This window comes from Cupriavidus lacunae (assembly GCF_003353055.1).
Taxonomy (GTDB): Bacteria; Pseudomonadota; Gammaproteobacteria; order Burkholderiales; family Burkholderiaceae; genus Cupriavidus; species Cupriavidus lacunae.
In genome coordinates this window covers 47499-73490 of sequence record NZ_QKWJ01000029.1, presented here as the reverse complement: position 1 = coordinate 73490, position 25992 = coordinate 47499, and the positions used below count along the sequence as shown (strand labels likewise).

Genomic DNA, 25992 nt, shown 5'->3' with positions numbered 1-25992 from the left:
GCTGCGCCGCGACAGTTGCCACCAATCAGCGGTCGGCCTTGCAAATGCCGAGTTGCTGCGCCATCAGCACCAGGTCGGCAAACGTCCGCGCCTTCATCTTGCGCATGGCCTGCCCGCGGTGGATCTTGACGGTGACTTCACTGATGCCGATCTCGCTGGCAATCTGCTTGTTGAGGAGGCCGGACACCGCCATGCCCATGACTTCGGATTCACGCGGCGACAGCGTGGCGTAGCTGGCGCGAATATCCTCGATCCTGTTCATCGCCTGACGGCGCTGGCGGTCCTTCTCCAGCGCGGCGGACACGGCGTCAAGCAGATCCTGGTCGCGAAAAGGCTTGACCATGAAATCCTCGGCACCCGCCTTCATGGCCGCCACGCTCATGGCAATGTCGCCATACCCGGTCATGAAGATGATGGGAATGTGAATGCCCATCTGTGCCAGGCGCGTCTGCAGATCCAGCCCGCTCGGGCCACGCAGCCGTACGTCAAGCACCAGGCAGCATGGCGCGTCGGGCAACTTGGACTCAAGCAGCTCGGCGGCCGAACTGAACAGCCCTACCTGCATGCCTACCGAACGGAACAAGTTACCCAGCCCATTGCGCAGCATGGCATCGTCATCGACGATCAGCACCACCTGCTCATCGTTCGCACTGGTCCTGGCAGGTTCGCCACTGGTGGCCGTCACGGCTGACTCTCCCCTTGCTCTTGCTGGCATGATTCATTGGTAGGCTCACCGGCCCCTTTTCTGGCAATTATATATAGCGGGGTTGACCGCTCAAAAGCGTGCCGGGGCGAGCCGCACCATGCCTCCCAGCAAGAATTTCTAGCACAGGCCTCCGCAGTTTGCCACTTATACCGTTGGGTAACGGGACTACGCCGTCAGGCTGTGCGGTCTTGCCCCATCCGCGCAGCACCACTCGTTGTTGAGCTTTATGCCGCACCGCCTAGAATGACAAACAGTGCTCAACGCGCCCGGCGATGATAGTATTTTTCCCAGCGCGTTGCTTGCCTGCCGGAAGGCTGGCGACGTCTCGATCTGCCGGCAATGCATTTTCAGTGAAGTCAGTCACCCTGTCGCGCCTGGCTTGGCGCAACGACCCCGATCACCGCATGCAATTGCCCACCTCTGCTTCTACCCAAAAACCTGGCGAGCCGGCCTTGCCGCGCGACTCATTGGGCTGCGTGTCGGAGGCCTTGCGCTACGACCAGGCGCTTGCCGCCGGCGACCTGTCCTTCTTCCGCAAAGGCTCCCTGACTGAGCGGGTAAGTCAGGTGATCACGCCGGCCTCGGCAAGAGGATTTCTGGCGGGCGTGTCCCTGGTGGAAGGCCATCGCCGCCGCATCTTCCATCTGAACCAGGCAAACACGTATGAATTCGAGGCAGGTTCAGTCTATTTGCGGAACTTCCAGGATGACTATAAAGCCGACCTCTCCGGCACGTTTGATTTCGTATTGATCGAACTGCCGCCCCGATTCATCGAGCGGACGGCGCTGGAACTGGACTGCCCCCCAAGCCTTGAACTGCGGCATGCGGCGGCGCAGAAAGATCCCGTGCTGGCCCATCTCGCCCAGGCGCTGCTGCCGGTCCTGGCGCGGCCCCATAGCGCCAGCAGGCTCTTTATCGATCAACTCGGACACGCGATCGGCACACACCTGGTCGAACACTATGGCGGCGTCAATCCTGGCCGCATTCGCCGCACGGGCCGGCTTCCCCCGCGCATACTGGTGCGGGCGCAGGATTATCTGGCGGCGCGGCTGGACGGCACCGTGTCCATTGCCGAGGTCGCTGATGCGTGCCAACTGTCCCGAAGTCATTTTTCGCGGGCTTTTCGGCAGAGTACCGGTAAAACACCACATGAATGGCTGCTGGAGCGTCGCCTCGAACGCGCGGTCGGACTGTTGCGCACCACGGATCTGCCGATCGCCGGGATTGCCGCTTCCTGCGGCTTCGCGGACCAGAGTCATCTGACGCGCTGCTTCTCGAAGAAGCTTGGCCTGACTCCGGGTGACTGCAGGCGCACTCGAGGGGACTAGACCTCCCGGTTTGCCTGTTGGGCCTTTGCGCGTCGGCCATCGTTTGTTGCCGCGCCGCACACAATAAGACAAAGGAGAGCACAGGCATTCAAGCCAAAGGGCTGGCACCGCCCGTACATTGGTGTCGGGCGCGGCATGCCTCCGGCATGAAGCCGGTGCGGCTTGCGCCTTTGACGAATCCAACGTGAAGGCCTACCGTGACTGCCACCCTGCGCGGACTGACCCCGATCTTCGGCTCATGCAGTGATGCCGGCTTCGACGAGGAGCAATTCGAGCGCTATCTGGATGCAGCTCCGGGGTCCGCGCTCCCCGCCCGATCCGGGGCAGAGCAAGCGCCCGTACCGACGACAATGATCGGGGTACCCGTCGAACACCTGGACCTCGCCACCGTGATTGCCGTGTCGCAGGCCGTGTCGGGCGAGGTCGTGCTGGACAAGCTGCTCGACACGCTCATGCGCACCGCACTTGAACTGGCCGGCGCGCAGCGGGGATTGCTGATCCTGCCCCGGGGAACCGACCAGCACGTCGTAGCCGAGGCTACGACCTGTGGTGATGCTGTCACAGTGCATCTGCGCGACCACAGCGTGACAACGGCTGTGCTGCCGGTATCGATGCTCCGGCATGTCCTGCGCACCGGCGAGAACATCAACCTTGACAATGCCACGGCACAGAGCCCGTTTTCAGCCGATCCGTACATCCTGCGGCGTCACGCCCGATCGATGCTTTGCCTGCCATTGCTTACCCAGGCCAAGCTGGTCGGGGTGCTCTACCTGGAAAACAACCTTGCGCCCCAGGCCTTCGCGCCGAAGCGGACTGCGGTGCTGAAGCTGCTCGCCTCACAAGCGGCGATCGCGCTGGAAAATGCCTATCTGTACCGCGACCTGAAGCAACGCGAAGCAACGATCCAACGCCTGGTCAAGGCCAACTTCATCGGGATCTTCATTTGGCGCCTCGATGGCCGGATTCTCGAGGCCAATGATGCATTCCTCCACATGCTGGGCTACGACCGCGAGGATCTCGCGTCGGCTTGTCTGAGCTGGGCAGACCTCACGCCCCCGGAATGGCACGATCGCGACGCAAGGCTCGCACAGGAATTCAAGCTGAATGGGACCGTGCCTCCGTTCGAGAAAGAATTCGTCCATAAGGATGGCCGCCGCGTGCCAGTGCTGATCGGATCCGCCACGTTCGAAGCGGGTGAGGACCAGGGTATGTCCTTCGTGCTCAACCTCACCGAGCGCAAGCGCGCCGAGGAAGCGTTGCATCAGGCGCAGGCCCAGCTCGCCCATGTCACGCGCGTGACGACCCTGAGCGCGCTGACCGCGTCGATCGCCCACGAGGTCAACCAGCCACTGGCCTCCATCGTCACCAACGCCAACTCCGCGCTGCGCTGGCTCGACCGCCAGCCGCCCGATCTTGCCGAAGTACGAGACGCGGTGGGGAGCATCGTCCAGGCCGGACACCGGGCCGGCTCCGTGATCGGGGGAATGCGCGCGCTGTTCAGGAAGACGACCGCCGCCACCGTGCTGCTGGACCTGAACGGCCTCATCGAAGACACCCGGGCCCTTGTCCATGGGGAGGTGATTCGCCATCAGATCCTGGTTCGAACCGATCTGGCACCCGACCTCCCGTCGGTGGTGGGCGATCGGGTGCATTTGCAGCAGGTCCTGCTGAACCTCATCCTGAATGGCATTGAGGCAATGAAAGAGGTGGCGGGGCACCGCCGGGAACTGCTGGTCCAGTCACGGCGCGACCCATCCGGTGCCGCGCTGGTCGCCGTCCAGGACACCGGCATCGGGCTGGAGCCGCAGGCTCTGGAGCTGATGTTCGAGGCGTTCTACACAACGAAGGCCGAGGGCCTGGGCATGGGTCTCGCGATCTGCAGAACGATCGTCGAGGCGCACCGGGGCCGGTTGTGGGCGAGCGCGAATGCACCTTTCGGGGCCGTCTTCCAGTTCGCCCTGCCACCCCACCAAAACTAGATCGCCTCCCTCAAGTCGGCGGCTCGCCCCGGTGGGGCAGCAGGGCAAGCTCAATGCACCGGATGATGTCTGTATCCTGAAACGGCTTCCTGAGAAAGCAAGCCGCGCCGGCCGCCAGGGCGCGCTGTTCGGAGCCCTCTTCGGCAAAGCCGGTCATGAAGATGACCGGCTTGTCGAAGCCGCGCGCGCGCAATGTTTCGTAGAGTACGAAGCCGTTCATTCCGGGCATCACCACATCCGTGATCACACATGCGATCCTGTCGAGCGCGACGAACTGCAGCAGTTCCAGTCCGCTCCCGAATAGTTCCGCGGCGAAATCATAAGAGCGCACCAGCCGTCCCATGGCATCCCTGACAGAAGCATCATCGTCAACGATAGCGATCACGGGGGTGGCAGTCACACAAAATCCTTACTTGGTCTTTGCGGCAACAGGAAACGCCAGGCCCCTTTCCACCGCTCGCTTACAGCATAATGCCGTCCAGCGCGGGGCCAAATAATACTGAAGTATTGCCCAATTCTCGCTGACGTCACTGCCACGCATCCCGAGACGTCCCGGCGGCCGCGCGGCGGGTCCCATTGTCTCGATAGCGGGATCTGCCATAGCTATGAACCGGGTAAACGAAGGCATATATCGCCACCACATACCTAGAAATTGTGCCGCATGCCCAGCGCAAAAGTCTGCGGATCGGCACCGGCGTGAATGCCCAGCTGATTGATGGCAAAGTCATAGATCGCGTTCTTCCTGTTCTCGATCCGGCTGTAGTACGTGTACAGCGCCGTGCGCTTTGACAGCGGATATTCGTACCCTATCGTGAACTGAATGGCGCCTGTTTCCGGTCCGCTGCGGAAGTTGCCGATGGTCTGAGTCGATGTACCCGTGCCATTGGCCGCATAAGCGAAGCCAATGCGCGCACTGCCGGTACCAAGCTGCTGCACCAGTGAGGCATAGAAAGCATTGCGCTGCAGGCTGCCGGTGTCGGTTCGGTAGTGCAAGTGTTCGTAGATCGCCGCAATACGCGTGCCGGAGAAGATCTGGTAGGCCAGGCCAAACTTCAGGGCATCGTCGTTGCGGCCTGCAGCCTGGTAATTGTGGTGGACTTCGTACGCCACGGTTGCATTCAGAGGACCGCGGTCGATGACAAGCGCAGCTGAGTACAGCGCTGGATTGCGCGGCACGGTGAGTTTTTCCTCTGGCATCCCCACGCCCAGCCAAAGGCTGGCGCCTGCGAGGAGTGGTGAGCGGTACTGCACGATGTTTTTCTGGCGGCGGTCGAACGAGCTGGTGTCCTGCACGTTGTCGGAGCTCGACGTGGAACCGTTCCCGATCAACGCCATGTAGCCGGCCGTGGTCGGGTAGTATGGGTCGTAAGCCATCGTGGCCTCGGTATACGGCGTGTGCCAGTGCCCCATAAAGAAAAGGCCGTAGTCGCCTTGCAGGCCGATGCGTGAGTTGCGACCGGCGATCTGTCCCTGGCCCGTGTCCAGGGACAGGTTGCTCTCGATCTGCCAGACCGCCTTTAAGGAGCCGCCCAGCCCTTCCTCGCCGCGCAGACCCCACACCGAACGATAGTTGGTCTGCCGAACCACACTACCTGTCGACGTGCCATCGGTGGCTGTGCTGGCACGCGAGTACTCGATCGCCGTGTTCAGGCGGCCATAGATGGTCACGGTGCTTTCGCCGAACGCTGACGTGTTCACCAGGAAAAGCACCGTGCAAATGCAAGGCCGTAGGTTAACGCGCGGCATGCTCGCCATTCGTATTATTCTCAGCGGTCAGAGTCGGTCCAGGCACACCGGTGATCTTTGGCATGCATTCCTTATGGAACCATGCCACGGAGACCGGCTCGCCCGCGATCATGCGTTTGATCGGCGGCACCACCTGTTCGCCGATCAGCATGCCAAGCAGGCCGATCAGCGCCACGGCCGGCGGGGCGGGCGAGCGGACCTGCATCAGCGCGTAGATGATGCCGACCAGAATGCCGGCGCCAAGGGAGACAAGGTAGAGCTTCATACAGGCCTCGCAATACGGAAACAGGAACAGAAGGTTTAGTGCTTGTCCGGGGGCAGTCCCACGCCCAGCAGATGTCGTACGCGCGCCGGCTCGGCGCCAATGTGAAAGGCAGTGACTTCGCGTTGCAGATCGGCGTCGGCGTTCGGCACGCGCCGGTGTTGCCGCAAGTGCTCGGCCCATGACTCGACCAGGAACCATTCGGTCATCAGTTCGGGATTGCCCGGGTCTTCCATCACCCCCCAGCTGAACGCGCCGTCACGCAATCTTTCCTCGGAGAGCTTGTACACGGCGTGCAGGAATGCGTCGCGATTGGCTTGGGGAATGCGGTACTCGATCAGGATCATCACCGGGCCGCGATCGTGCGCAATCTCGTCGGCCATTTCCGGCTCGGGCCAGTGGCGTGCGGGGCCAAGGTCTTCCTCGCCACGCGGCAGCCGCAGCCGGTGCAGCGCCAGGGCCGCGACGACCAGTCCGGCCGCGGCGATCAGCAACGCGGGCGGGGTGCCGAGCCCCTGTGCGACAAAGCCCCAGAGCAGGCTGCCGCCGGCCAGCGCACCGTTGAAGACCATCTGGTAGACCGCCAGCGCGCGACCACGTACCCAGTTGGGCAGAATCGCCTGCGCGACGCCGCCAAACGTGGTCAGCGCCATGATCCACGCGGCGCCCAGCACCAATAGCAGCAGCAGCGCCAGCCACACCGGCGGCGCCAGGGAAAGGGCCGCCATCACGAGTGCCGTCGCGATGGCGGACAGTAGCACCAGCCCATCGGCGTCGAGCCGCTTCTGCAATGTCGGCATCACCAGCGCACCCAGGATGGCGCCCGCCCCCACACCGCCGAGCAACATGCCATAAAGACCGGCCCCGCCATGAAGCAGCTGGCGTGCTACCAGTGGCAACAGCGCCCACACGCCGCTGCCGAAAGCGAAGTGCATGGCAGTGCGGGCCAGTACCACATGCAGCTTGCGGTGCGCGCGCGTGAAGCGCATGCCGGCGCGGAAGGCGCTGAAGAAGTGCTCGCGCAACGGATCGATCGGCCGCTCAGGGCGCCGCCACCAGATCAGCGCGGCGATCACGAACACATAGCTGAACAGGTCGACGCCGTAAGTCGTAGCCGCACCGAATGCCGCGAGCAGCAGACCGCCCGTTGCCGGGCCGATCGCACGCGCGATGTTCACGCCGAGCGAGTTGAGCGCCACGGCCTGGCGCAGCGTATTTTGCGGGACCAGTTCCGGCACGATCGACTGCCAGGTGGGCCCCATCATCGCCGCCCCGATACCGCCCGCAAACGCCAGCGCGATCAGGATCTCGATGGTCAGTGCCTGACGCCAGGCCAGCAGCATCAGGGTGCCACTGACCAGGGCCAGGCCGACCTGGATCACGATCAGGAAGCGGCGCCGGTCAAGGATGTCGGACAGCACCCCGGCGGGAATGGCGAGCAGGAACACCGGCAGCGTCGACGCGGCCTGGATGGTGGCGACCGCAGCCGGCGAGCTCGACAGGTCGGTGGCCAGCCATGCGCTGGCAACGTCGCGCATGAAGCTGCCGATGTTGCCGAGAATCGTGGCGACCCACAGCACGGCGAAGGTGGGCCGGGCCAGTGGGGCGAACGTGCCGCCCGATGCCGGGCTGACGGTGGGAGCTGCGGACTGCGTCATGGTTGACCGCGCGCGCGCAGGTCCTCCCACGCCACCAACAGGAAGGCGCCGACCAGGCCCAGGTGCTCGAAGAACGCATTTTCCATCATGAACCGGGCTTCGGGCGGCGCGTTCCAGAAACTGTTGGCCATGAACGTGGCCGCCAGCGTGAACGCGGCCAGCGCCAGTGCGCCAAGCCAGCGCCAGCGGCCGATCAGGATCATCGCTGAAGCGCCAAGCTCCAGCGCAATCGTTGCCGCGGCCAGCGGCGCCGCCGGTGACAGGCCGAAGTGCTGCATCTCGGCCACCGCGCCGGAGAAGGCAAACAGCTTGACCAGCCCCCCCTGGAGGTAGGCCGCGCACACCAACAACAGTGCGATCCAGCGCAGCCAGCCCGGCAGGTGCCGCGGGGTGTCGCTGGCGGCTGTCAGCGAGGACCTCGAAGGTTGCATGACCAGTCTCCGTTCAGGTTGGCGCGGGTTCAGAATGCCCAGCAGGAGCAGCCCAGCGCGCCCCAGAACGCGCTTTCATCCGACGCCGGCACGTTCGAGGTCCACGCCTTAGCATGCGCATGGCCGTGCACGCCGCAGGACGAGGCGCAACCGCAGGCTGTGTTCAGCGCCAGTGCGCGGGCCTGGGCCTGTGGGCGTGGCTGGTACTGGCTGCCGTGGCGGGCCGGCGACCAGTCCGGCATCGCGGGCGGGATCTGGGGCGAATGTTTGCCGAACTCGCTGTCGCCGTAGACGACCTTGCCGCCGAGCACGGTCAGCACGGAGGTGATGTCCTGGATGTCGTCGCCGGGCACCGCGAAGTAGTCAGCGGACAGCACGGCCAGGTCGGCCAACTGGCCCGTCTTGATCTGGCCCTTCTTGCCGGTTTCGGACGAGAACCACGTATTGGCCTCGGTCCACAGGCGCAGCGCCGTCTCCCGGTCGAGCAGGTTGGCCTGTGGATACATCGACAGGCCGCCCACGGTCTTGCCTGTGGTCAGCCAGTACAGCGACACCCACGGGTTATACGACGCCACGCGCGTGGCATCGGTGCCGGCGCCTACCTTGACGCCCTTCTCCAGCATCTTGCGGATCGGCGGCGTGGCCTCCGCAGCCCTGGCTCCGTAGCGCTCGACAAAGTACTCGCCCTGGTAGGCCATGCGGTGCTGCACGGCGATGCCACCACCGAGTGCGGCGATACGGTCGATATTGCGATCGGAGATCGTCTCGGCATGATCGAAGAACCAGTTCAGGCCATTGAACGGGATATCGCGTGCCACCTTCTCGTAGACATCGAGCGCGCGCGAGATCGTCTCGTCATAGGTGGCATGCAGCCGCCACGGCCAGCGCTTCTCGGCCAGGAGGCGGATCACCGGCTCCAGGTCCGCTTCCATCGACGGGGGCATGTCCGGGCGCTCGACACGAAAATCCTCGAAGTCAGCGGCCGTATAGACGAGCATTTCCCCTGCACCGTTGTGACGATATAGGTCGTCGCCCTGGCCCGGCCTGACCGCCGACGTCCACGCCTTGAAGTCACTCAGTTCCTCCTTGGGCTTCTGCGTGAACAGGTTGTATGCGAGCCGCACCGTGAGGTGGCCTTCCTTGTGCAGTTCTTCGATGACGCTGTAGTCATCGGGGTAGTTCTGGTAGCCCCCGCCGGCATCGATGACGCCGGTAACACCAAGCCGATTCACCTCGCGCATGAAATGGCGCGTCGAGTTCTTCTGGTACTCGGGCGGCAGCTTCGGGCCCTTGGCCAGCGTGGCGTACAGGATCGTCGCGTTGGGCCTGGCCAGCAGCAGGCCGGTGGGATTGCCGCTGGCGTCACGCACGATCTCGCCGCCCGGCGGATTGGGCGTGTCCTTGTTGTAGCCGACGGCGCGCAGCGCCGCGCCATTCAGGATCGCGCGGTCGTACAGGTGCAGGATGAACACCGGCGTGTCCGGCGCCACCGCGTTCAGTTCCTCGATGGTCGGCAGGCGCTTCTCGGCGAACTGGTGTTCGGTAAAGCCGCCTACCACGCGCACCCATTGCGGTGCCGGGGTGCGGCCCACCTGGGCCTTGAGCATGCGCATGGCGTCGGCCAGGGAACGCACGCCGTCCCAGCGCAGCTCCATGTTGTAGTTCAGGCCGCCGCGGATGATATGCATATGGCTGTCGATCAGCCCGGGAATGACCCGCCGGCCATTCAGGTCGATCACCGTGGTCTGCTTCGCCGCGAGTTTCATGACCTCCTGACGCGCGCCCACGCTGACGAAACGGCCGTCCTGGATGGCGACGGCATCGGCTTGCGGGTTGGCGCGGTCCAACGTGGTGAACTTGCCGTTGATAAGAATGAGATCGGGAGTCGGGGTCGGTGACATGGCGAATAGCTCCGAAGAGGCTGCCGCGCCGACGGCGGCAGCCGAAGCGATGAATTGCCGGCGGGTGACTGACATGAGCCTATGCGTTCAGGAAGGCCAGCAGGTCGGCGTTGACCTGGTCGGCGTTGATCACGCACATGCCGTGCGACGCGCCCGGGTACACCTTGAGCGTAGCGTTCTTGACAATCTTTGCCGACAGCCTGGCCGAGTTATCGATGGGCACGATCTGGTCGTCATCGCCGTGCAGGATCAGCGTGGGCACCGTGATCTTCTTCAGGTCCTCGGTGTAGTCCACCTCCGAGAATTCCTTGATGCATGCGTACTGGCCCAGAATACCGCCAGCCATGCCCTGTGCCCAGAAGGTATCGATGGTCCCCTGCGAGACCTTGGCGCCCGGGCGGTTGAAGCCGAAGAACGGCACGGCCAGGTCCTTGTAGAACTGCGACCGGTTGTCGGCCACGCCCTTGCGGATGCCGTCGAACACGTCCAGCGGCAGGCCGTTGGGATTGGCCGCGGTCTTGGCCATGATCGGCGGCACGGCGCCGATCAGCACGGCCCTGGCCACGCGCTTGGTTCCATGGCGGCCGATATAGTGCGCCACTTCGCCACCGCCGGTGGAGTGGCCGACCAGCGTGGCGCCATGGAGGTCGAGCGCGTCCAGCAGCGCGGCCAGGTCGTCGGCGTACGTGTCCATGTTGTTGCCCTGCGCCGGCTGGCCCGAACGGCCGTGGCCGCGACGATCGTGTGCGATCACGCGGAAGCCCTTCCCCGCCAGGAACAGCATCTGGGCATCCCAAGCGTCAGCGTGGAGCGGCCAGCCGTGCGAGAACACGACCGGACGCCCGGAGCCCCAGTCCTTGTAGAAGATCTGCGTACCGTCCCTGCTGGTAATGTAGTTCATCTGTCTTGATCCTCCGGAATGGTGAGGCGCGCCCGCCTTGCCGGCTGCATTGGCTTCGGGGGCGCCGAATGTCGTGACGGCGCCCACGGCGGCAGCACCAACCGTGCCCACGCTCGAAAGCAGCACCTTGCGCCGCACCGACGAGTGTCCCGCTTCCTGTGTGTTCTTATCTGCGTTCATGCAAATGGCTCGTTTGGCGTGGGAATGATCAGCGGGCCGGGACCGGGGCCAGTGACTCGTGCGTCGTGGCGGTGCGCTGCGCCGCCTTGTGGACCATGGTGTAGGCGTAGTCGACGCCCATGCCGTAGGCGCCCGAGTGCTCCTTGACAAGCTTCATCACGGCATCATACGTATCGCGGTGCGCCCAGTCACGCTGCCATTCGAGCAGCACCTGCTGCCAGGTCACGGGCACGGCGCCGGCTTGCACCATGCGCTGCATCGCGTAGTCGTGCGCTTCCTTGCTGGTGCCGCCCGAGGCATCGGCCACCATGTAGATCTCGTAGTTGCCTTCCAGCATCGCGCACAGGGCGAACGTCGTATTGCAGACTTCGGTCCACAGGCCGGCCACGACGACTTTGTTGCGACCGTTGGCTTTCAGCGCGTCACGGACCTTCTGGTCGTCCCACGAGTTCATCGAGGTCCGCTCGAGCGTCTTCGCATTCGGAAAGACGTCGAGGACCTCCGGGTACGTGTAGCCCGAGAACGACTCGCTTTCGACCGTCGTGATGGTGGTCGGGATATTGAAGATCTTCGCGGCCTTGGCCAGGCCCACCACATTGTTCTTCAGCGCCTGGCGGTCCATCGACTGGACGCCGAAGGCCATCTGCGGCTGCTGGTCGATGATGATGAGCTGGCTGTTTTGCGGGGTCAGGACTTCGAGCTTGGGGTTCGACATGGTCTGATTCCTCAATGACGGTTGGGGGCGCAGACGGGCATCGCAGCATGTGCTGAGCAGTCCGCCCGGATGGCATCGGAGGGTGGTGTTCCCGTCAGCGGGAATCGCACGATGCCACCGGATGCAAGACTAGACAGCCCTCGCCGCGGTAGCCATCAAACTTTCGTATTAGTTGCCGAAACGTTCCGCTGATTGCCGCGGCTGAACAGCGGATACTGGCGTGGCTTTCCTGCGTGGTGTGGCTCGTGTCTGCAAACACGGCGAAGATCAGGAAAATTGTGCGGACGCACATGAAGAAGGAGCGGACCCATCGGCCTGGAGCGCTTTAAGCGCGGCGCTTGCGACACACGAGTGGTGGCAACGAGACGGTCAGGCGGCGGCGGGCGCCAATACCACAGTATTATATGCAGCGAAGTCCGACGGACCTATGCTCTCCAGGCGGGCAGTGGACGTGTTGGGATCCCTTGACTACCCTCGGCGCCGCGCCATGATGACCGACACTATCGGCCTGCCAGACGCTTTTGCGTTATGCGACTATCGTTTCGAAACGATCCATCAGGACGGCATCGTCGCCTTCTCGCGCGGCACTCATGCATCCACTGGCGAGACTGTGGTAATAGCGCATGCGGTATCGAGCCAGGTGGAATCCGATGCTGCGCACCGCATCCGGAACGAATACGCATTGCGCGCGCTGCTACGCGATGACTGGGCGCTGGTTCCGCGCGGCATCAGCCACTACCGCAGCGGCATCGCTTCGCTTTACGACGATCGTTGCGGCGACCCCCTGGTCACGCTGCTGCCAGGGCGCCAACCAGTGGGACGCGTGCTGGGCATTGCGCTCGGCGCCACCGCCGCACTGAAATCCACACACGAAAGTGGTCTGATCCACCGCGCGGTCACGCCGTTCAGTCTGTTCGTCGATGCGGCGGGACACTGCCGCATCGGCCATTTCGGCTTTGCCGTGCGCCAGTCCGGCGGGAATTGCCACCACGACGGCAGCCATGGGTGGCCCGCGGCGATGATGATGGGTAGCGAAGCCCCGGCCTACATGTCGCCCGAGCATACCGGCCGTACACGCCATGCCATCGATGCCCGCAGCGATCTGTACTCGCTTGGTGTGATCCTCTATCAGTTGCTGAGCGGGCAGTTGCCGCTCGCGGCCAGGAATCCGGGTGACCTGGCTGAATGGATCCACAGCCACGTGGCCAGTGCGCCAGTGCCGCTCCACAAGATTGTGCCGGAGATTCCGGAGGCCCTCTCCCGAATCGTGCTCAAGCTGCTCGACAAGAACCCGAGCCGCCGCTACCAGTCAGCCGCCGGGCTGGAGGTCGACCTCAGGCGCTGCATGGCAGCGTGGCAGGAGACCGGGGACATCGCGCCTTTTGAGCCGGGCGAGCGCGACCAGCCTGCCGGCCTCGACCTGCCCGATGGCCTGATTGCGCGGGATGGCGCCCTGCACCAGCTGTCCGCAGCATTTGGCCACGTAAGCGCCGCCAGATGCTCTACGGCGGTGGCGCTGACAGGCCCGTCAGGGATCGGCAAATCCGCGCTGATGCATGCGTTCGCCAAATCCCTGCGGCCGCAGCGCGTGTGGTGTGCCATGGGCAAGGCCGACCAGTTTCGCCAGGACGTGCCATACGCGCCAATCGCCGAGGCTTTCCTGGGACTGGTCCACCAGATCCTGGGTCTGCCCGAGGAGGAAGTACGCGCGTGGCAGGTGCGCCTGATGCAGGGCCTGGGCGCCCATGGCGAACTGGCGTGCAGCATCGCGCCGGCGCTGCGGCTGCTGGTGGACGATTTCCCGCCCCTCCCCGCTTCGGAAGCCGCCGACGCCGATGTCCATGTCGATATCGCCATGCGCGAGCTGGTGAGCGCATTCTCGCGGTCAGACTGCCCGTTCGTGCTGCTGATCGACGATTGCCAGTGGCTCGACGCACCGTCCCAGCATCTGCTCGCCCGGCTGGTGCGCCACCCTGCCCCGCCGCCGCTGCTGCTGGTCTGCAGCACGCGAACCGCCGGGGCCGATGCGCTGATACGCCTGCGGCAAAGCGTGCCGGTACACGACGTGGTGCTGGACGGGTTTTCCGAGGCAACCGTGGCCAACCTGCTGGCGGAGACCTTGCGTACGTCGGCGCGGGCGCTTCTGCCACTGGCCCGGCTGGTGCATGACAAGACGCTCGGCAACCCTTTCTTCGTTATCCAGTTCCTGACGACGCTGGTCGATGACAGGCTGCTCGTCTATTCGTCCGATGCCGATGGCTGGCAATACGATCTCGCGCGCATCGCGCAGCATGCCCATACGGACAACGTGGCGGCACTGGTGCTGCAGCGCCTGGGCCGCCTGCCCGATCCGACCCGCCGTCTGCTAGGCGGCATGGCTTGCCTGGGCCGCCGTGCCGAAATGTCGCTGCTATGCGGGACTTTCGGCATCAGCGAACGTGCGCTGCACGCGCGGCTGGCGCCGGCCCGTGCGGCCGGCGTGGTATTGCTGGCACAAGACGGCGCCTATGCCTTTGTGCACGACCGCGTCCAGGAAGCGGCGCACGCCGGACTGGCGGCCGACGACCACGCGGACATATGCCTGCGCGCCGGCCGGCTGCTGGCTGCCCGGGTGCGTGACGATGTCGGCGACGAGGTGCGCGACGACGTGCTGTTCCGTGCCAGCGGCCTGCTGGCGCAGGCGCAAGCGCTGGTCACGACGCCGGAGGAAGCGCTGGACGTGGCCTGGCTGTTCCACACGGCCGCACTGCGCGCCCGGCGCGCGGCGGCCTACGGTGCGGCACTGGGCTATGTGGAAAGTGGCATGACCTTCATGCGCAAGGCCGCCACGCATCCGGATGCAAGTCACCCACTGCAATTTGCGCTGCTCGAACAACAGGCGACCTGCTGGTTCCAGCTCGGCCGCCTCGATGATGCGCTGGCGCTGGCCACCCGACTGATCCGTCAGTCGGCGGACCTGCTGCAGCAAGCCGGCGTCTACCGGCTCAAGATCGAAATGCATACACGCCGCTCGGAGAACACGCTCGCGGTGGGGACCGCGATCGCCAGCCTGCGTCCGATGGGCATTGTGCTGAGCCCGCACCCCAGCGCGGCGGCATGCGATGCGTTGTACGAGACGATCCGCCCGCTGCTGGCGCCAGACAAGTTGCCCGAGATGTTCATGCTGGCCCAGGTTCGCGATGCCGAGACCGAGGCCGCGATGAGTCTGCTGTCCGCGCTGCTGGTACCCGCCAGCTTCACCGACGAGAACCTTGCGTTTCTGGGTCATTGCGAGATGCTGCGGCTCACGCTCGCCCACGGCATGGCCGCCCCGTCCACCGCATCGCTAGCCTGGCTGGGAGTCATGGTCTGCCACCGCTACGGTGCCTTTGCCGACGGCTTCCGCTATGGGGAAATGGCCCGCCGGCTGGTGACGCATCATGGCTACACCGCCTACGAAGCCCGCACGCTTCTGCCGCTGGACCAGCTCAGCGTATGGACGCAGCCGCTGTCGTATTCGATCGAGTGCGCCCGCGCGGGCCTTGCCGCGGGCATCGCCCATGGCGACCTGACCACGGCATGCTACGAGTGCTGTCATATCGTGGCCACGATGATGGTTCGCGGAGACCGGCTGGACGAAATCCGCGCCGAGATCGGGCGCGGGCTGGAGGTGGTGCGCCGCGCCGGCTTTCATGACGTCGAGTTGATCCTGCTGCTGCAGCAGCGCTATATCGATGGCTTGCGCACTACGGAATTTCCGGCCGGGGAGGCCCTTGCACTCGATGCCGATGCCACGCACGGCTCTGCCGGCGAACGTCTTTCGACATTCGAGTTCTGGCACTGGCTCTATCGCGCCACGATCGTGCTTCTTGCGGATCAGCCTGAACTGGCGGCACAGTGCCTGGACCGTGCGGCCGGCTTTGCATGGTCCGCGCCGGCCCACATCCACCAGCTCGACTTTCACCTGTGCCGCGCGCTGACCATCGCCGCCATGCCCGACTCACCGGATCCGGCGGCATGGCAAACGCTGCGCGCCGATGCACGCCAGATCCGTGCCTGGGCCGATGCCAATCCGGCGATGTTCACCGACAAGGCGCTGCTGGTGGAGGCGGAGCTGGCAAGGCTGGAAGGCGACGCACTGGGCGCGATGTCGCGCTACGAAGCGGCAATTGCCCAAGCAACAGCACAAGGGTTCGTGCAGATCGCCGCCATGGCATACGAGCGGGCGGCAGGGCACTGCGCCACGCTGGGACTGGCGTCGGCGGCAAGGGCACATCGCCGCGCTGCCCGGGATCATTACCTGCGCTGGGGCGCCACGGGCAAAGTCGGGCAGATGGAAGCCCGGCATCCCGATCTTGTCGACGCCGGGACGCTGCGCACCTGGTACCTGGGCGACGGTCGGCAGTCCGTGGACGCGGAAAGCGTGATCAAGGCGTCGCGGGCGTTGACCGAAGAAATCCGGCTGGACCGCCTGATCGACAAGCTGATGACGATTGCGCTGGAATATGCAACCGCGCAGCGTGGGCTGCTGATACGCATCCAGCCCGAAGGGCCATTGGTGGAGGCTTGCGCCGACACCTCGGCAGAGGGCATACGCGTGCATCTGGTGCAGGACAGGCTGGCGGCGGACGCGCTGCCGCTGTCGATGTTCCACACCGCCATCCGCTCGGGCCAGGTGGCCATGGTGGGGGCGGCCCAGTCCGCCAACCCGTCCGCCATGGATCCCTACCTTCTGGCACACCCCGAATGCTCGGCCATCTGCATTCCGATGCTGCGCCACAATGAAGTGATCGGGGCGCTCTATCTGGAAAACCGCCTGGTCCGCGACGCCTTTACGCTGGACCAAACGCGCCTGCTGGAGCTGATCGCCGCGCAAGCCGCGATTTCGCTGCGCACTGCCCGTCTCTATGACGACCTGCTTACCGAAAACGAACGGCGGAAAAATATGGAGCGTGAATTGCGCGCCAGCGAGGCTTCGCTGGTCATGGGCGAGCGTGTGAGCCACACCGGCAGCTGGCGCTGGGACTTGCGCCAGGACCGTTTCTATTGCTCGGAAGAGCTACGGCGCATCTTTGAACTCGACCCCGCGCAGTGCGAGATCGCGTTCGAAGACTTCGTCGCACGCATGCATCCCGAAGACAGGGCCGCGGTACGCAAGGTGGTGGCGAACCATGTCGAACAGTGGCTGCCGATCCGCGTCGAGCATCGGATCATTCGAACCGATGGCTCCATACGCCACCTGGCAGCCGTGGGCGAGCCCATGCCAGCGGAAGACGGCACGCTCGAGTATGTCGGGACCGTCACCGATATCACTACGCGGCGCGAGGCGGAAGACGCGGTGCGCAGCGCACAGGCCGACCTGGCCCGCGTGACGCGTGCCACCACCGTGGGACAGCTTACCGCATCGATCGCGCACGAGATCAACCAGCCGCTGATGTCGATCGTCTCGAACGCCGGCGCCGGACTACGATGGCTGACGCGCCCCAACCCCGATCTTGCCAACGCCCGCGAAAGCCTGGAGGCCATTGCCAGCGACGGCCAGCGTGCCGGTGACATGATCCGCAGCTTGCAGTCGCTGACGCGCAATACGGCGCCCGTGCTTGGGCCGGTGGATATCCACGAGGCGGTGCGGCATATCCTGGTCATTTCGCGCAGCGAGATCGAACGCCGCCACATTGCCGTCAAGCTGGCGCTTCATGCCGAACACCCCACGGTGTTCGGCGACGGCATCCAGCTCCAGCAGGTGATCCTGAACCTGGTGGTAAATGCCCTGGAAGCGATGAGCGAGGGGAACGACCGCCCGCGTGAGATGCATATCGTCACGCGCATCGTCGACGGAGCCGCGCTGGAGCTGAGCGTGGCCGACACCGGCGTGGGAATCGGCGGAAACCTGCTCGAACAGGTCTTCCAACCGTTCTACACGACCAAGGCCAACGGCATGGGCATGGGGCTGGCGATCTGCCGGTCGATCATCGAAGGCCACAAGGGACAACTGCGAGCCGCGCCGCTGGTGCCGTACGGCAGCATGTTCGCGTTCACCATACCGATCCACGGCGGGGCCTAGCACGTCTGCGCCGCCCGTGGCGGAATCCACCAGCTAACGTGGTGCCACGTCGCCGGGGCTGCTAGTCGCCGGTCATCCAACTCATACCAAGGTGTGAAGGAGCACCCACCACCCGGCAATTGCTGACACCCCGCCCCGCCTCCTACGCTTCCCATCAACAAGGGTGCGAATTCACGGGAGGCCCGTACCATGAAGCTTCGATATCGATGGGCCCCCATGCTGGCCGTCGCCGGCGTCGTGGTCGCGGGCGTTGCGCTGACCCTGATGTGGGAGCGGGCGACTGCCCCCATCAAGCCACCCGCGCCGTCCTCATTCGACGGCCAGCTCACGCTGCGCGGTGCGCGTGTGGTAGCCCTGGGAGACTGCGCGGTCTGCCATACCGCCCGCAATGGCAAGCCCTATGCCGGCGGGCTGCCATTGTCGACGCCGTTCGGCACGCTCTACTCCACCAACATCACGCCCGATCCTGAAACCGGCATCGGCACGTGGTCGCTGGAAGCTTTTACGCGCGCCATGCGCCGCGGCATCTCGCGCGATGGCCATCAGCTCTATCCCGCCTTCCCGTATATCCATTACACGCGCATGTCCGACGCGGACATCGCTGCAGCCTACGCGTACCTGATGCGCCGCGACCCGGTGGTGGCCAAGGCGCCGCCCAACGATCTCGTCTTTCCGCTGAACTTCCGGCCGCTCGTGGCGTTCTGGAATGTACTGTTCCTGCGCACCGGCCCCGAAACCCCGGACAGCTCGCGCAGCGCGCAGTGGCATCGCGGACGCGAACTCGTGAATGGCCTCGGCCACTGCGCCGCGTGCCATACGCCGCTGAACCTCATCGGCGGCGAAACATGGGGCAAGGCCTTCGAGGGCGGTGTGATCGACGGCTGGGAGGCACCGCCCTTGACGCGCCTGGCGCATGGGCCGGTGCCGTGGACAGAGGCGCAGCTTGTCACATACCTGCGCACGGGCATTTCGTCCGCGCATGGCGCAGCCGCCGGGCCAATGCTTCCGGTCACGCAGGAGCTGGCCACGGTACCGCAGGCCGACGTGGAAGCGATGGTCGCCTATCTGTTCTCGCGGCAGACGCCGGCGTCGGCGGACAGCGGCGTTTCTAGCGTGCCGCCGGGGGACCAGGCGGCGATCCGGCGCGGCAGCGTGCTGTTTGCCGGCGCCTGTGCATCGTGCCATGGCGACAAGGCACCGATGCAGAGCATAGGCGACCGTCCCGGCCTGGCGACGAGCAGTGCCATCCATGCCGCCACACCGCGCAATGCGATCCGGATGATGCTCGAAGGCGTGCCCTGGCAAGGCGAGCAGGCGCTGCATTACATGCCCGCATTCGAAGAAGCCATGGACGACGCGCAGATGGGCGACCTGGCGGCCTACCTCAGGGCCACCTATTCCCGTTTGCCGCCGTGGGATGGCGTCGCGCAAGCAGTGGCCGATCTTCGCAAGGGAGACGCAGCAAAATGATCCAGCTCACAGTCAATGGCGTCAGCCACTCGCTCGACATCGATCCTTCGACCCCTCTGCTGTACGCGCTGCGCGAGGACCTGAACCTGCATGGCGCCAAGTTCGGCTGCGGGCTGGGTCAATGCGGCGCCTGCACCGTGCTGGTGGCTGGCAAGCCCACCTTCTCATGCCTGATGCCGGTGTCCGCGTTGGGCAAGCGGCCCGTGCGCACGATCGAAAGCCTGGGCACGGCTGAGCGGCCAGGCCCGCTTCAGAAAGCGTTCATCGAACACCAGGCGGCCCAGTGCGGCTACTGCATCGCCGGCATGATCATGCGTGCGCAGGCGTTGCTCGAAGCCAATCCTCATCCCACCGACGCCGAAATCCGCAAGCATATGGAGCCGAACCTGTGCCGCTGCGGCACCCACATGCGCATCCTTGCCGCGATCCGCGCAGTCAGCGGCCGCTCCGCCGGCACAGGCAAACCTGCGACGGAGACCGTGCGATGAGCCCCGACGACAAGAGCCTCCCGGACAGCCCAGCGCGCCGTGCCTTCATGGTTTCCGGCTCGATCGTGGTGGGTTTCACCTTGCTGCCGGGCAGGAAGGCGCTGGCAGAAGTCGTCCTGGCCGATGAGGGCGCCGCCGTGCGCGTGGCCAGGGATTTCGAGAAGCTGGCTGGCAGCCTGAAGACAAATCCCTATCTGGATGCGTGGATCAAGGTGGCACCAGACAACCGCGTCACGGTCTGCACCGGCAAGGTGGAACTGGGCACGGGCGTGCGTACCGCGTTGCTGCAGGTGGCCGCCGAGGAACTGCAGATCGACCCCGGGCAGATCACCTTCCTGACCGCGGACACGGGGCGCTCCCCTGATGAGGGCCTGACCGCGGGCAGCCATACGATGGCGGACAGCGGCAGTGCACTGCTCAATGCCGCCGCCCAGGTGCGCGGCCTGCTCACCGATGCCGCCGCGCGTACGCTCCGTACGGACCCTGCCACGCTTACCCTGCGTAATGCGCGTGTGCATGCGGCCGACGGACGCTCGAAGTCTTTCGCCGAGTTGCTTGCCGACGTCGACTTGCACGTCGTGGCGAGGCCCACGTCTGCGCTGCGGGACCCGGCTTCGTTCACGGTGATCGGCACCGCGCTGCCTCGGCTCGACATCCCGGGCAAGGTCACTGGCGGTCCCAGCTATGTGCAGGACCTGAAGATGCCTGGGATGGTGCACGCACGCGTCGTGCTGCCGCCCGCCTATGACGCGCCGCTGCAGTCCGTCGACGAAGCGGGCGCGCGGGCCACGCCGGGCTTTTTCGCCATCGTGCGCGATGGCAACCTGCTGGCCGTGGTGGCGCAGCGCGAATGGCAGGCCGTGCAGGCCCAGCGCGCACTGTCGGCCGGATGCCGCTGGGGAAGGGGCCGTGCTTTGCCGCAGCCCGGGCAGGTGACCACGCAGCTCAGGCAGATTGCCACCGAGCGCATCGTCATCGCCGATACACGCGCGCCGATGGCCACGCCGGTCAAGACCCTCGATGCCACCTATACCAAGCCATACCTGATGCATGGGTCGATCGGTCCGTCATGCGCGGTGGGTCATATGCAGGACGGCGTGCTGACCGTGTGGACGCATTCGCAGGGGGTCTATCCGCTACGCGACGGACTGGCCGGGATGCTGTCGATGCCCAGGGACAAGATCCGCTGCATCCACATGGAAGGGTCCGGCTGCTATGGCCACAACGGCGCCGACGATGCGGCGGCACACGCCGCCTTTCTGGCGCGCGCGCTGCCGGGCCGGCCGGTGCGCGTGCAATGGATGCGCGACCAGGAAAACCTCTGGGACCACTTCACCCCGGCGATGGTCGCGCAGGTCAAGGCCTCGCTGGCTGCCGACGGCACCATCGTGAACTGGGACTACGCGCTCTGGAGCAGCTCGCACAATGAGCGCGTGGTCAACGCCGGCCGCCTGTTGCCCGCCACGCATCTGGCCAGGCCCTTCACGCCAGCGCCGTCGGTGCCGATGACGCAGCCCGAGGGCGGCGGCGACCGCAATGCGATTCCCCTCTACCGTCTGCCGAACCGCCATATCGTCAACAACTTTTCGCCGACGATGCCGCTGCGGACCTCGGCCATGCGTTCGCTGGGCGCGCATCTAAACGTGTTCGCGATCGAAACATTCATGGACGACCTGGCCCATGCCGCCGGCGTGGACCCGGTGCAGTTCCGCCTGCGCCATATGGACGATCCGCGCGCGCTGGACGTGATCCGGCTGGCGGCGCAGGAGTTCGGTTGGCCGCAGCGCGCCCGCAAGCCGGGGCACGGCGCCGGCTTTGCGTTCGCCAGGTACAAGAATCTGATGGGCTACGTGGCGATGGCGATGGAGATCTCGGTGGAGCGCGACACGGGCCAGGTGCGTCTGGAACACGCAGAGGTGGCTGTCGACTGCGGGCAGATCGTGAATCCCGATGGTGTCCGCAACCAGCTCGAGGGCGGCATCCTGCAATCGGCCAGCTGGACACTCTACGAACAGCTGCACTTCGACGAGGCCGGGATTCGCAGTTTCGATTGGGGAACCTACCCGATCATGCGGTTCTCCACGGTTCCCACGCAGATCAACGTGCATCTGATCGACCGGCCGGGTGCGCCATTCCTGGGCGTGGCGGAAGCCGCCATGGGCCCGACGGCCGGCGCCATCGGCAACGCTCTGTTCGACGCCACCGGCGTGCGCTTGCGCGATATGCCGCTGGGCGGCGAACGGCTGCGGGCCAGGATCGCGCCCTGAGCAACCAGCCGGCGCACCTCAATCCACCCCTTGCAGGAGCTCCTATGACCTCACCGCAACGACCTCGCGCCCTTGTCATCGGCGCCTCGCTCGGCGGGCTGTTCAGTGCCGTCTGCCTGCGCGCGATCGGCTGGGACGTCGAAATCTTCGAACGCTCGCCCCGGGAGCTGGACAGCCGTGGCGGCGGGCTGGTGCTGCAGCCCGCCGTGGTGGAGGCGCTGGACTTTGCCGGGGTGCCGCACGGCGACGATTTCGGCGTGCCGTCGCGCGACCGCATCTTTATCGAACGCGATGGCACGTTCCGGCGCGTGTATATGCCACAGACGCAGATTGCGTGGAACGGCCTGTACCAGCGTATGCGGCACCACATCGACGATTCGATGCTCCATGCGGGCGAGACGTTTGCCGGCTTCGAGCCGGACGGCAGCCGTGTCACTGCGCATTTTGCTTCCGGACGCACGGCGCAAGGCGACTTGCTGATCGGCGCCGACGGCCCGGTATCAGCCGTGCGCGCCCAGCTGCTCCCCGGCGAGGTGCCAGCCTATGCCGGCTATGCCGCGTGGCGCGGTGTGCTGCCCGAACGTACGCTGTTCGAATCCACTCGCCAGTTCCTGCAGGACGCGTTCGTCTTTCAGGATGGCAATGCCCACCAGTTCCTGACCTACCGGATCCCGGGCGAAGACGGCAGCGTCCGCGAGGACGAGCGGCGCCAGAACTGGGTCTGGTACCGCAAGATCGCGTCGGGCCCTGCCCTCGATGCCTTGCTGCAGGACCGCGCCGGCAACCGGCACAGCTACTCTCTGCCGCCGGGCGCGATGCAGGACACCGAGATCCGCGCGCTGAAGGTTGCCGCGCTCGATGTGCTGGCGCCAGCCCTGGCTGGCCTGGTCACCGCGACGCCCAACCCCTTTGTTCAGTTGATTCACGACTATGAAGCGCCGCAGATGGTATTCGGCCGCGTGCTGTTGCTCGGCGACGCGGCCTTTGTGGCGCGCCCGCACACCGGCGCGGGAGCCGGCAAGGCTGCCGCCAATGCCCTGGCGCTGGCCCGCGCGCTGCAGGACCACGCCACCGATATCGACGCCGCGCTGCTGCGCTGGGAACGCGATCAACTGCCGGCGGACCGTCGGCTGGTGCGCTGGGGCATCGCGCTTGGCCGCCGGATCATGGACGTGGCTCCTGCCCTTTGATTGCATGCCGGAGCGTGGTGGCGCACGGATCATATGGAGGATTTTTAAGTGGAGATTAATCCACATCCGGAGAAATTTCTGCCGTGCGCAGCACTCCGCCGCACCGGAGGCGTTGCGCGCCACGCAACGCTGACTTGCTTCCCGTTGTGATTCAAATAGCGCTTTCGCGCGCCTAAGCTTTGAGCACCCCAACCTGACACCCGAAGCCATGAAAACCACCGTCTCTCCCACCGCCAACAGCGTTGGCCATGCGGCCGCGCCAATGTCCAGTGCGCTGGTCGCACTGTTTTCCCTGTGCGCCGGCGTACTGGTCGCCAATCTCTACTACGCCCAGCCCATCATCGAGTTGATCGCGCCGGCCGTGGGCCTGTCCGCCCAAAGCGCCAGCGTGATCGTGTCGCTGACCCAGATCGGTTATGCCGTCGGCCTGTTCTTCCTGGTACCGCTGGCCGACCTGCTCGAAAACCGGCGCCTGCTGATGATCAGCGGCGCGGCCGCCGCCATCAGCCTCGTGGGCGCAGCCACCTCGTCGCAGCCAGGCCTGTTCCTGCTGGTCTCGCTCCTGCTGGGCCTGAGCTCGGTCAGCGTGCAGATCCTGATTCCCCTGGCGGCGCACCTGGCGCCCGAAGCGCTACGTGGCCGCACGGTGGGCACGATCATGGGCGGCCTGCTCTCGGGCATCCTGCTGTCGCGGCCGCTGTCGAGCATGCTGGCGCATTATTTCGGCTGGCGCGCAGTGTTCTATATTGCCTCCGCGATGACGCTGGCCACGGTGGCGATCATCGCAACGACGCTGCCGCGTCGCGTGCCGGAGCATCGCGCCACCTATGCCAGCCTGCTGAGTTCGCTGTGGCATCTGTTCACGCGCTACGCGGTGCTGCGCCAGCGATCGCTGTACCAGGCGCTGCTGTTTGCCGCGTTCAGCCTGTTCTGGACTGCCGCACCGCTGGAACTGGCCAGGCACTATGGCCTGTCGCAATCGCAGATCGGCATCTTTGCCCTGGTAGGCGCACTGGGCGCGGTAGCGGCGCCAATCGCCGGCCGGCTGGCAGACGCGGGCCGCACGCACATTGCCTCTTACGTTGCGATGATCGCGGCAGCCCTTAGCTTTATGCCCGGACTTGTCGGCGGCACGGGCGGTCTGTACCTGCTCGCACTGACCGGTATCGTGCTCGACTTTGCCGTGCAAATGAACATGGTGCTGGGCCAACGCGAGATCTATGCGCTGGATGCTGCCAGCCGCGCACGCCTGAACGCGCTCTACATGACCGCCATCTTTGCCGGCGGCGCGGTGGGATCCGCACTGGCCAGCGCGCTCTACACGCACTTTGGCTGGTCCGGCATCGTCGCTACCGGCAGCGGCCTTGCCCTGGTCTCGTTTGTGGCACTCGTGCTCGCTTCGCGACGCTGAGCCAGTTCCTCTTCAAATTCCGTCATCAGGAGTCTTTGTCATGACATCCCATCTTTTCAGGCCTATCATGATCGGGCCATTGCATCTGAACCACCGGGTCGCCATGGCGCCGCTGACGCGTTCGCGCGCAGGCCAGCCAGGCAATGTGCCCAGCGCCATGAACGTGGAGTACTACCGGCAACGTGCGTCGGCGGCGCTGATCATTTCCGAGGCCACGCAGATTTCCCAGCAAGGCCAGGGATACGCCTGGACGCCCGGCATCCACACCGCCGAACAGATCGAAGGCTGGCGTGCCGTGGCCGACGCCGTGCATGCCGAAGGTGGCCGGATCTTCCTGCAGTTGTGGCATGTCGGCCGTGTTTCGCACCCGTCGTTCCAGCCCGGCGGCGCGCTGCCGGTGGCGCCCAGCGCGCTGCCGGTGCCCGGCAAGACGTTCATCGTCGACGCCGAGGGCAATGGCGTGTGGAGCGAAATCCCGACACCGCAGGCACTGACCGTCGAGGGTATCGCTGCGATCGTGCACGACTACCGCCAGGCCGCGCGCAATGCCATCGAAGCGGGCATGGACGGCGTGGAGATCCACGCCGGCAATGGCTACCTGCTCGATCAGTTCATCAACTCGGAAAGCAACCACCGCGCGGACGCCTATGGCGGCAGTATCGAGAACCGCGCGCGCTTTCTGCTCGAAGTGGTGGATGCCGTGACGGCGGAGATCGGCGCAGGACGCGTGGGCGTGCGGCTCACGCCGATGGGCCGCTTCATGGGTATGGGCGATGCCACGCCCGAAGCCACCTTCGGCTACATCGCACACAGCCTCGATGCCTGGCACCTGGCCTATCTGCACCTGGTGGAGCCGGCGATGGTCGGCACGGTCAAGGACGAAGTTGCCGACCCGCGCTGGGACAGCATGATCCGCACGATGCGTGCCGAGTACCGCGGCGTGCTGATGCTGGCGGGCGGCTACGATGGCGTGACCGCGGAGCAGGCGATTGCCGACGGGCGTGCCGATATGATCGCGTTCGGACGGCCGTTCATTGCCAATCCCGACCTGCCGCAGCGCCTCAAGACCTCGGCTGCGCTCAATACACCGGATCCGGCCACGTTCTTCGGCGGCACGGCAACGGGCTACACGGACTATCCTGCGCTCGGCTGAGCGCGGAGGCTGGCTTGCCCGGACTGCCGTGGCATTGTTCCTGGGGGCGCACCGCGCCGGGCGTCATGAGTCATGACGATCGGCGTGGTGCGCCCTTGCTGCTTGCGCATGGCCTGGCCCCGGTGGATCTTTCCCGGTGCCAGGCTTCGTCGCCTGCAGTGCA

General features: G+C 65.4%; 18 protein-coding genes. 9 read left to right on the top strand and 9 right to left on the bottom strand.

Going from position 1 to position 25992, the window contains the following annotated elements; all coding sequences use genetic code 11:
* Window positions 1-25: 25 nt before the first annotated feature.
* Complete coding sequence (locus DN412_RS22120) at window positions 26-685, bottom strand: response regulator transcription factor (protein ID WP_115213532.1); 660 nt, start codon at window positions 683-685, stop codon at window positions 26-28.
* A gap of 425 nt (window positions 686-1110) precedes the next feature.
* Between DN412_RS22120 and DN412_RS22115 the strand changes: the two genes are divergently transcribed.
* Together DN412_RS22115 and DN412_RS22110 are read left to right on the top strand one after the other, a co-directional pair.
* Window positions 1111-2034, top strand: coding sequence for an AraC family transcriptional regulator (locus DN412_RS22115; RefSeq protein WP_244222739.1), 924 nt, complete (start codon window positions 1111-1113; stop codon window positions 2032-2034).
* A gap of 197 nt (window positions 2035-2231) precedes the next feature.
* Entirely contained in the window at window positions 2232-4013 is a 1782-nt protein-coding gene (locus DN412_RS22110) for an ATP-binding protein (RefSeq protein WP_244222738.1), read from the top strand.
* A 10-nt stretch (window positions 4014-4023) separates the two neighbouring features.
* Here DN412_RS22110 and DN412_RS22105 read toward each other — a convergent pair whose 3' ends face one another.
* The 8 genes from DN412_RS22105 to DN412_RS22070 form a co-directional block, all read right to left on the bottom strand.
* The gene (locus tag DN412_RS22105; RefSeq protein ID WP_167471114.1) at window positions 4024-4413 is read right to left on the bottom strand and encodes a response regulator transcription factor; all 390 of its coding nucleotides are present in this window, start codon (window positions 4411-4413) and stop codon (window positions 4024-4026) included.
* A gap of 245 nt (window positions 4414-4658) precedes the next feature.
* Window positions 4659-5759 carry a porin gene (locus DN412_RS22100; RefSeq protein WP_115213551.1) on the bottom strand — a complete coding sequence of 367 codons (1101 nt, stop codon included), beginning with the start codon at window positions 5757-5759 and terminating at the stop codon, window positions 4659-4661.
* Window positions 5746-6024 carry a XapX domain-containing protein gene (locus tag DN412_RS22095; protein ID WP_115213530.1) on the bottom strand — a complete coding sequence of 93 codons (279 nt, stop codon included), beginning with the start codon at window positions 6022-6024 and terminating at the stop codon, window positions 5746-5748. Before DN412_RS22095 ends, DN412_RS22100 begins: the two co-directional genes overlap by 14 nt.
* A gap of 35 nt (window positions 6025-6059) precedes the next feature.
* Complete coding sequence (locus DN412_RS22090) at window positions 6060-7679, bottom strand: MFS transporter (protein ID WP_115213529.1); 1620 nt, start codon at window positions 7677-7679, stop codon at window positions 6060-6062.
* Window positions 7676-8110 (bottom strand): DoxX family protein, encoded by a 435-nt coding sequence (locus DN412_RS22085; protein ID WP_115213528.1) that lies wholly within the window; start codon window positions 8108-8110, stop codon window positions 7676-7678. Before DN412_RS22085 ends, DN412_RS22090 begins: the two co-directional genes overlap by 4 nt.
* A 29-nt stretch (window positions 8111-8139) precedes the next feature.
* Entirely contained in the window at window positions 8140-10011 is a 1872-nt protein-coding gene (locus DN412_RS22080; RefSeq protein WP_208647632.1) for an amidohydrolase, read from the bottom strand.
* Window positions 10012-10090: 79 nt separating this feature from the next.
* Window positions 10091-10912 carry an alpha/beta fold hydrolase gene (locus DN412_RS22075; protein ID WP_115213550.1) on the bottom strand — a complete coding sequence of 274 codons (822 nt, stop codon included), beginning with the start codon at window positions 10910-10912 and terminating at the stop codon, window positions 10091-10093.
* 208 nt (window positions 10913-11120) lie between these two features.
* On the bottom strand, window positions 11121-11807 hold the full coding sequence (locus DN412_RS22070; protein ID WP_115213526.1) for a hydrolase: 687 nt from the start codon (window positions 11805-11807) through the stop codon (window positions 11121-11123).
* 487 nt (window positions 11808-12294) lie between these two features.
* Here DN412_RS22070 and DN412_RS22065 point away from each other — a divergent pair, with 487 nt between their 5' ends.
* From DN412_RS22065 to DN412_RS22035, 7 genes are all read left to right on the top strand, one after another.
* Window positions 12295-17850, top strand: a complete 5556-nt coding sequence (locus DN412_RS22065) for a trifunctional serine/threonine-protein kinase/ATP-binding protein/sensor histidine kinase (protein ID WP_161564027.1) — start codon at window positions 12295-12297, stop codon at window positions 17848-17850.
* A gap of 189 nt (window positions 17851-18039) precedes the next feature.
* Window positions 18040-19320 (top strand): c-type cytochrome, encoded by a 1281-nt coding sequence (locus DN412_RS22060; protein WP_115213524.1) that lies wholly within the window; start codon window positions 18040-18042, stop codon window positions 19318-19320.
* The gene (locus tag DN412_RS22055) at window positions 19317-19808 is read left to right on the top strand and encodes a (2Fe-2S)-binding protein (RefSeq protein ID WP_115213523.1); all 492 of its coding nucleotides are present in this window, start codon (window positions 19317-19319) and stop codon (window positions 19806-19808) included. The genes DN412_RS22060 and DN412_RS22055 overlap by 4 nt, the downstream gene beginning before the upstream one ends.
* Window positions 19805-22075 carry a xanthine dehydrogenase family protein molybdopterin-binding subunit gene (locus DN412_RS22050; RefSeq protein WP_115213522.1) on the top strand — a complete coding sequence of 757 codons (2271 nt, stop codon included), beginning with the start codon at window positions 19805-19807 and terminating at the stop codon, window positions 22073-22075. Before DN412_RS22055 ends, DN412_RS22050 begins: the two co-directional genes overlap by 4 nt.
* 44 nt (window positions 22076-22119) lie before the next feature.
* A complete protein-coding gene (locus DN412_RS22045) occupies window positions 22120-23265 on the top strand; it encodes an FAD binding domain-containing protein (protein ID WP_115213521.1) in 1146 nt (381 codons plus the stop codon).
* 208 nt (window positions 23266-23473) lie between these two features.
* On the top strand, window positions 23474-24676 hold the full coding sequence (locus DN412_RS22040) for an MFS transporter (protein ID WP_208647631.1): 1203 nt from the start codon (window positions 23474-23476) through the stop codon (window positions 24674-24676).
* A 40-nt stretch (window positions 24677-24716) separates the two neighbouring features.
* The gene (locus tag DN412_RS22035) at window positions 24717-25829 is read left to right on the top strand and encodes an alkene reductase (protein WP_115213520.1); all 1113 of its coding nucleotides are present in this window, start codon (window positions 24717-24719) and stop codon (window positions 25827-25829) included.
* Window positions 25830-25992: the final 163 nt, after the last annotated feature.

What these genes read in the sequence shown, in the direction of transcription:
- DN412_RS22115 (WP_244222739.1), top strand. Translation starts at nt 1,111, where the DNA reads ATGCAATTGCCCACCTCTGCTTCTACCCAAAAACCTGGCGAGCCGGCC.
- DN412_RS22100 (WP_115213551.1), bottom strand. Translation starts at nt 5,759, where the DNA reads ATGCCGCGCGTTAACCTACGGCCTTGCATTTGCACGGTGCTTTTCCTG.
- DN412_RS22095 (WP_115213530.1), bottom strand. Translation starts at nt 6,024, where the DNA reads ATGAAGCTCTACCTTGTCTCCCTTGGCGCCGGCATTCTGGTCGGCATC.
- DN412_RS22090 (WP_115213529.1), bottom strand. Translation starts at nt 7,679, where the DNA reads ATGACGCAGTCCGCAGCTCCCACCGTCAGCCCGGCATCGGGCGGCACG.
- DN412_RS22085 (WP_115213528.1), bottom strand. Translation starts at nt 8,110, where the DNA reads ATGCAACCTTCGAGGTCCTCGCTGACAGCCGCCAGCGACACCCCGCGG.
- DN412_RS22080 (WP_208647632.1), bottom strand. Translation starts at nt 10,011, where the DNA reads ATGTCACCGACCCCGACTCCCGATCTCATTCTTATCAACGGCAAGTTC.
- DN412_RS22075 (WP_115213550.1), bottom strand. Translation starts at nt 10,912, where the DNA reads ATGAACTACATTACCAGCAGGGACGGTACGCAGATCTTCTACAAGGAC.
- DN412_RS22070 (WP_115213526.1), bottom strand. Translation starts at nt 11,807, where the DNA reads ATGTCGAACCCCAAGCTCGAAGTCCTGACCCCGCAAAACAGCCAGCTC.
- DN412_RS22065 (WP_161564027.1), top strand. Translation starts at nt 12,295, where the DNA reads ATGATGACCGACACTATCGGCCTGCCAGACGCTTTTGCGTTATGCGAC.
- DN412_RS22060 (WP_115213524.1), top strand. Translation starts at nt 18,040, where the DNA reads ATGAAGCTTCGATATCGATGGGCCCCCATGCTGGCCGTCGCCGGCGTC.
- DN412_RS22055 (WP_115213523.1), top strand. Translation starts at nt 19,317, where the DNA reads ATGATCCAGCTCACAGTCAATGGCGTCAGCCACTCGCTCGACATCGAT.
- DN412_RS22050 (WP_115213522.1), top strand. Translation starts at nt 19,805, where the DNA reads ATGAGCCCCGACGACAAGAGCCTCCCGGACAGCCCAGCGCGCCGTGCC.
- DN412_RS22045 (WP_115213521.1), top strand. Translation starts at nt 22,120, where the DNA reads ATGACCTCACCGCAACGACCTCGCGCCCTTGTCATCGGCGCCTCGCTC.
- DN412_RS22040 (WP_208647631.1), top strand. Translation starts at nt 23,474, where the DNA reads ATGAAAACCACCGTCTCTCCCACCGCCAACAGCGTTGGCCATGCGGCC.
- DN412_RS22035 (WP_115213520.1), top strand. Translation starts at nt 24,717, where the DNA reads ATGACATCCCATCTTTTCAGGCCTATCATGATCGGGCCATTGCATCTG.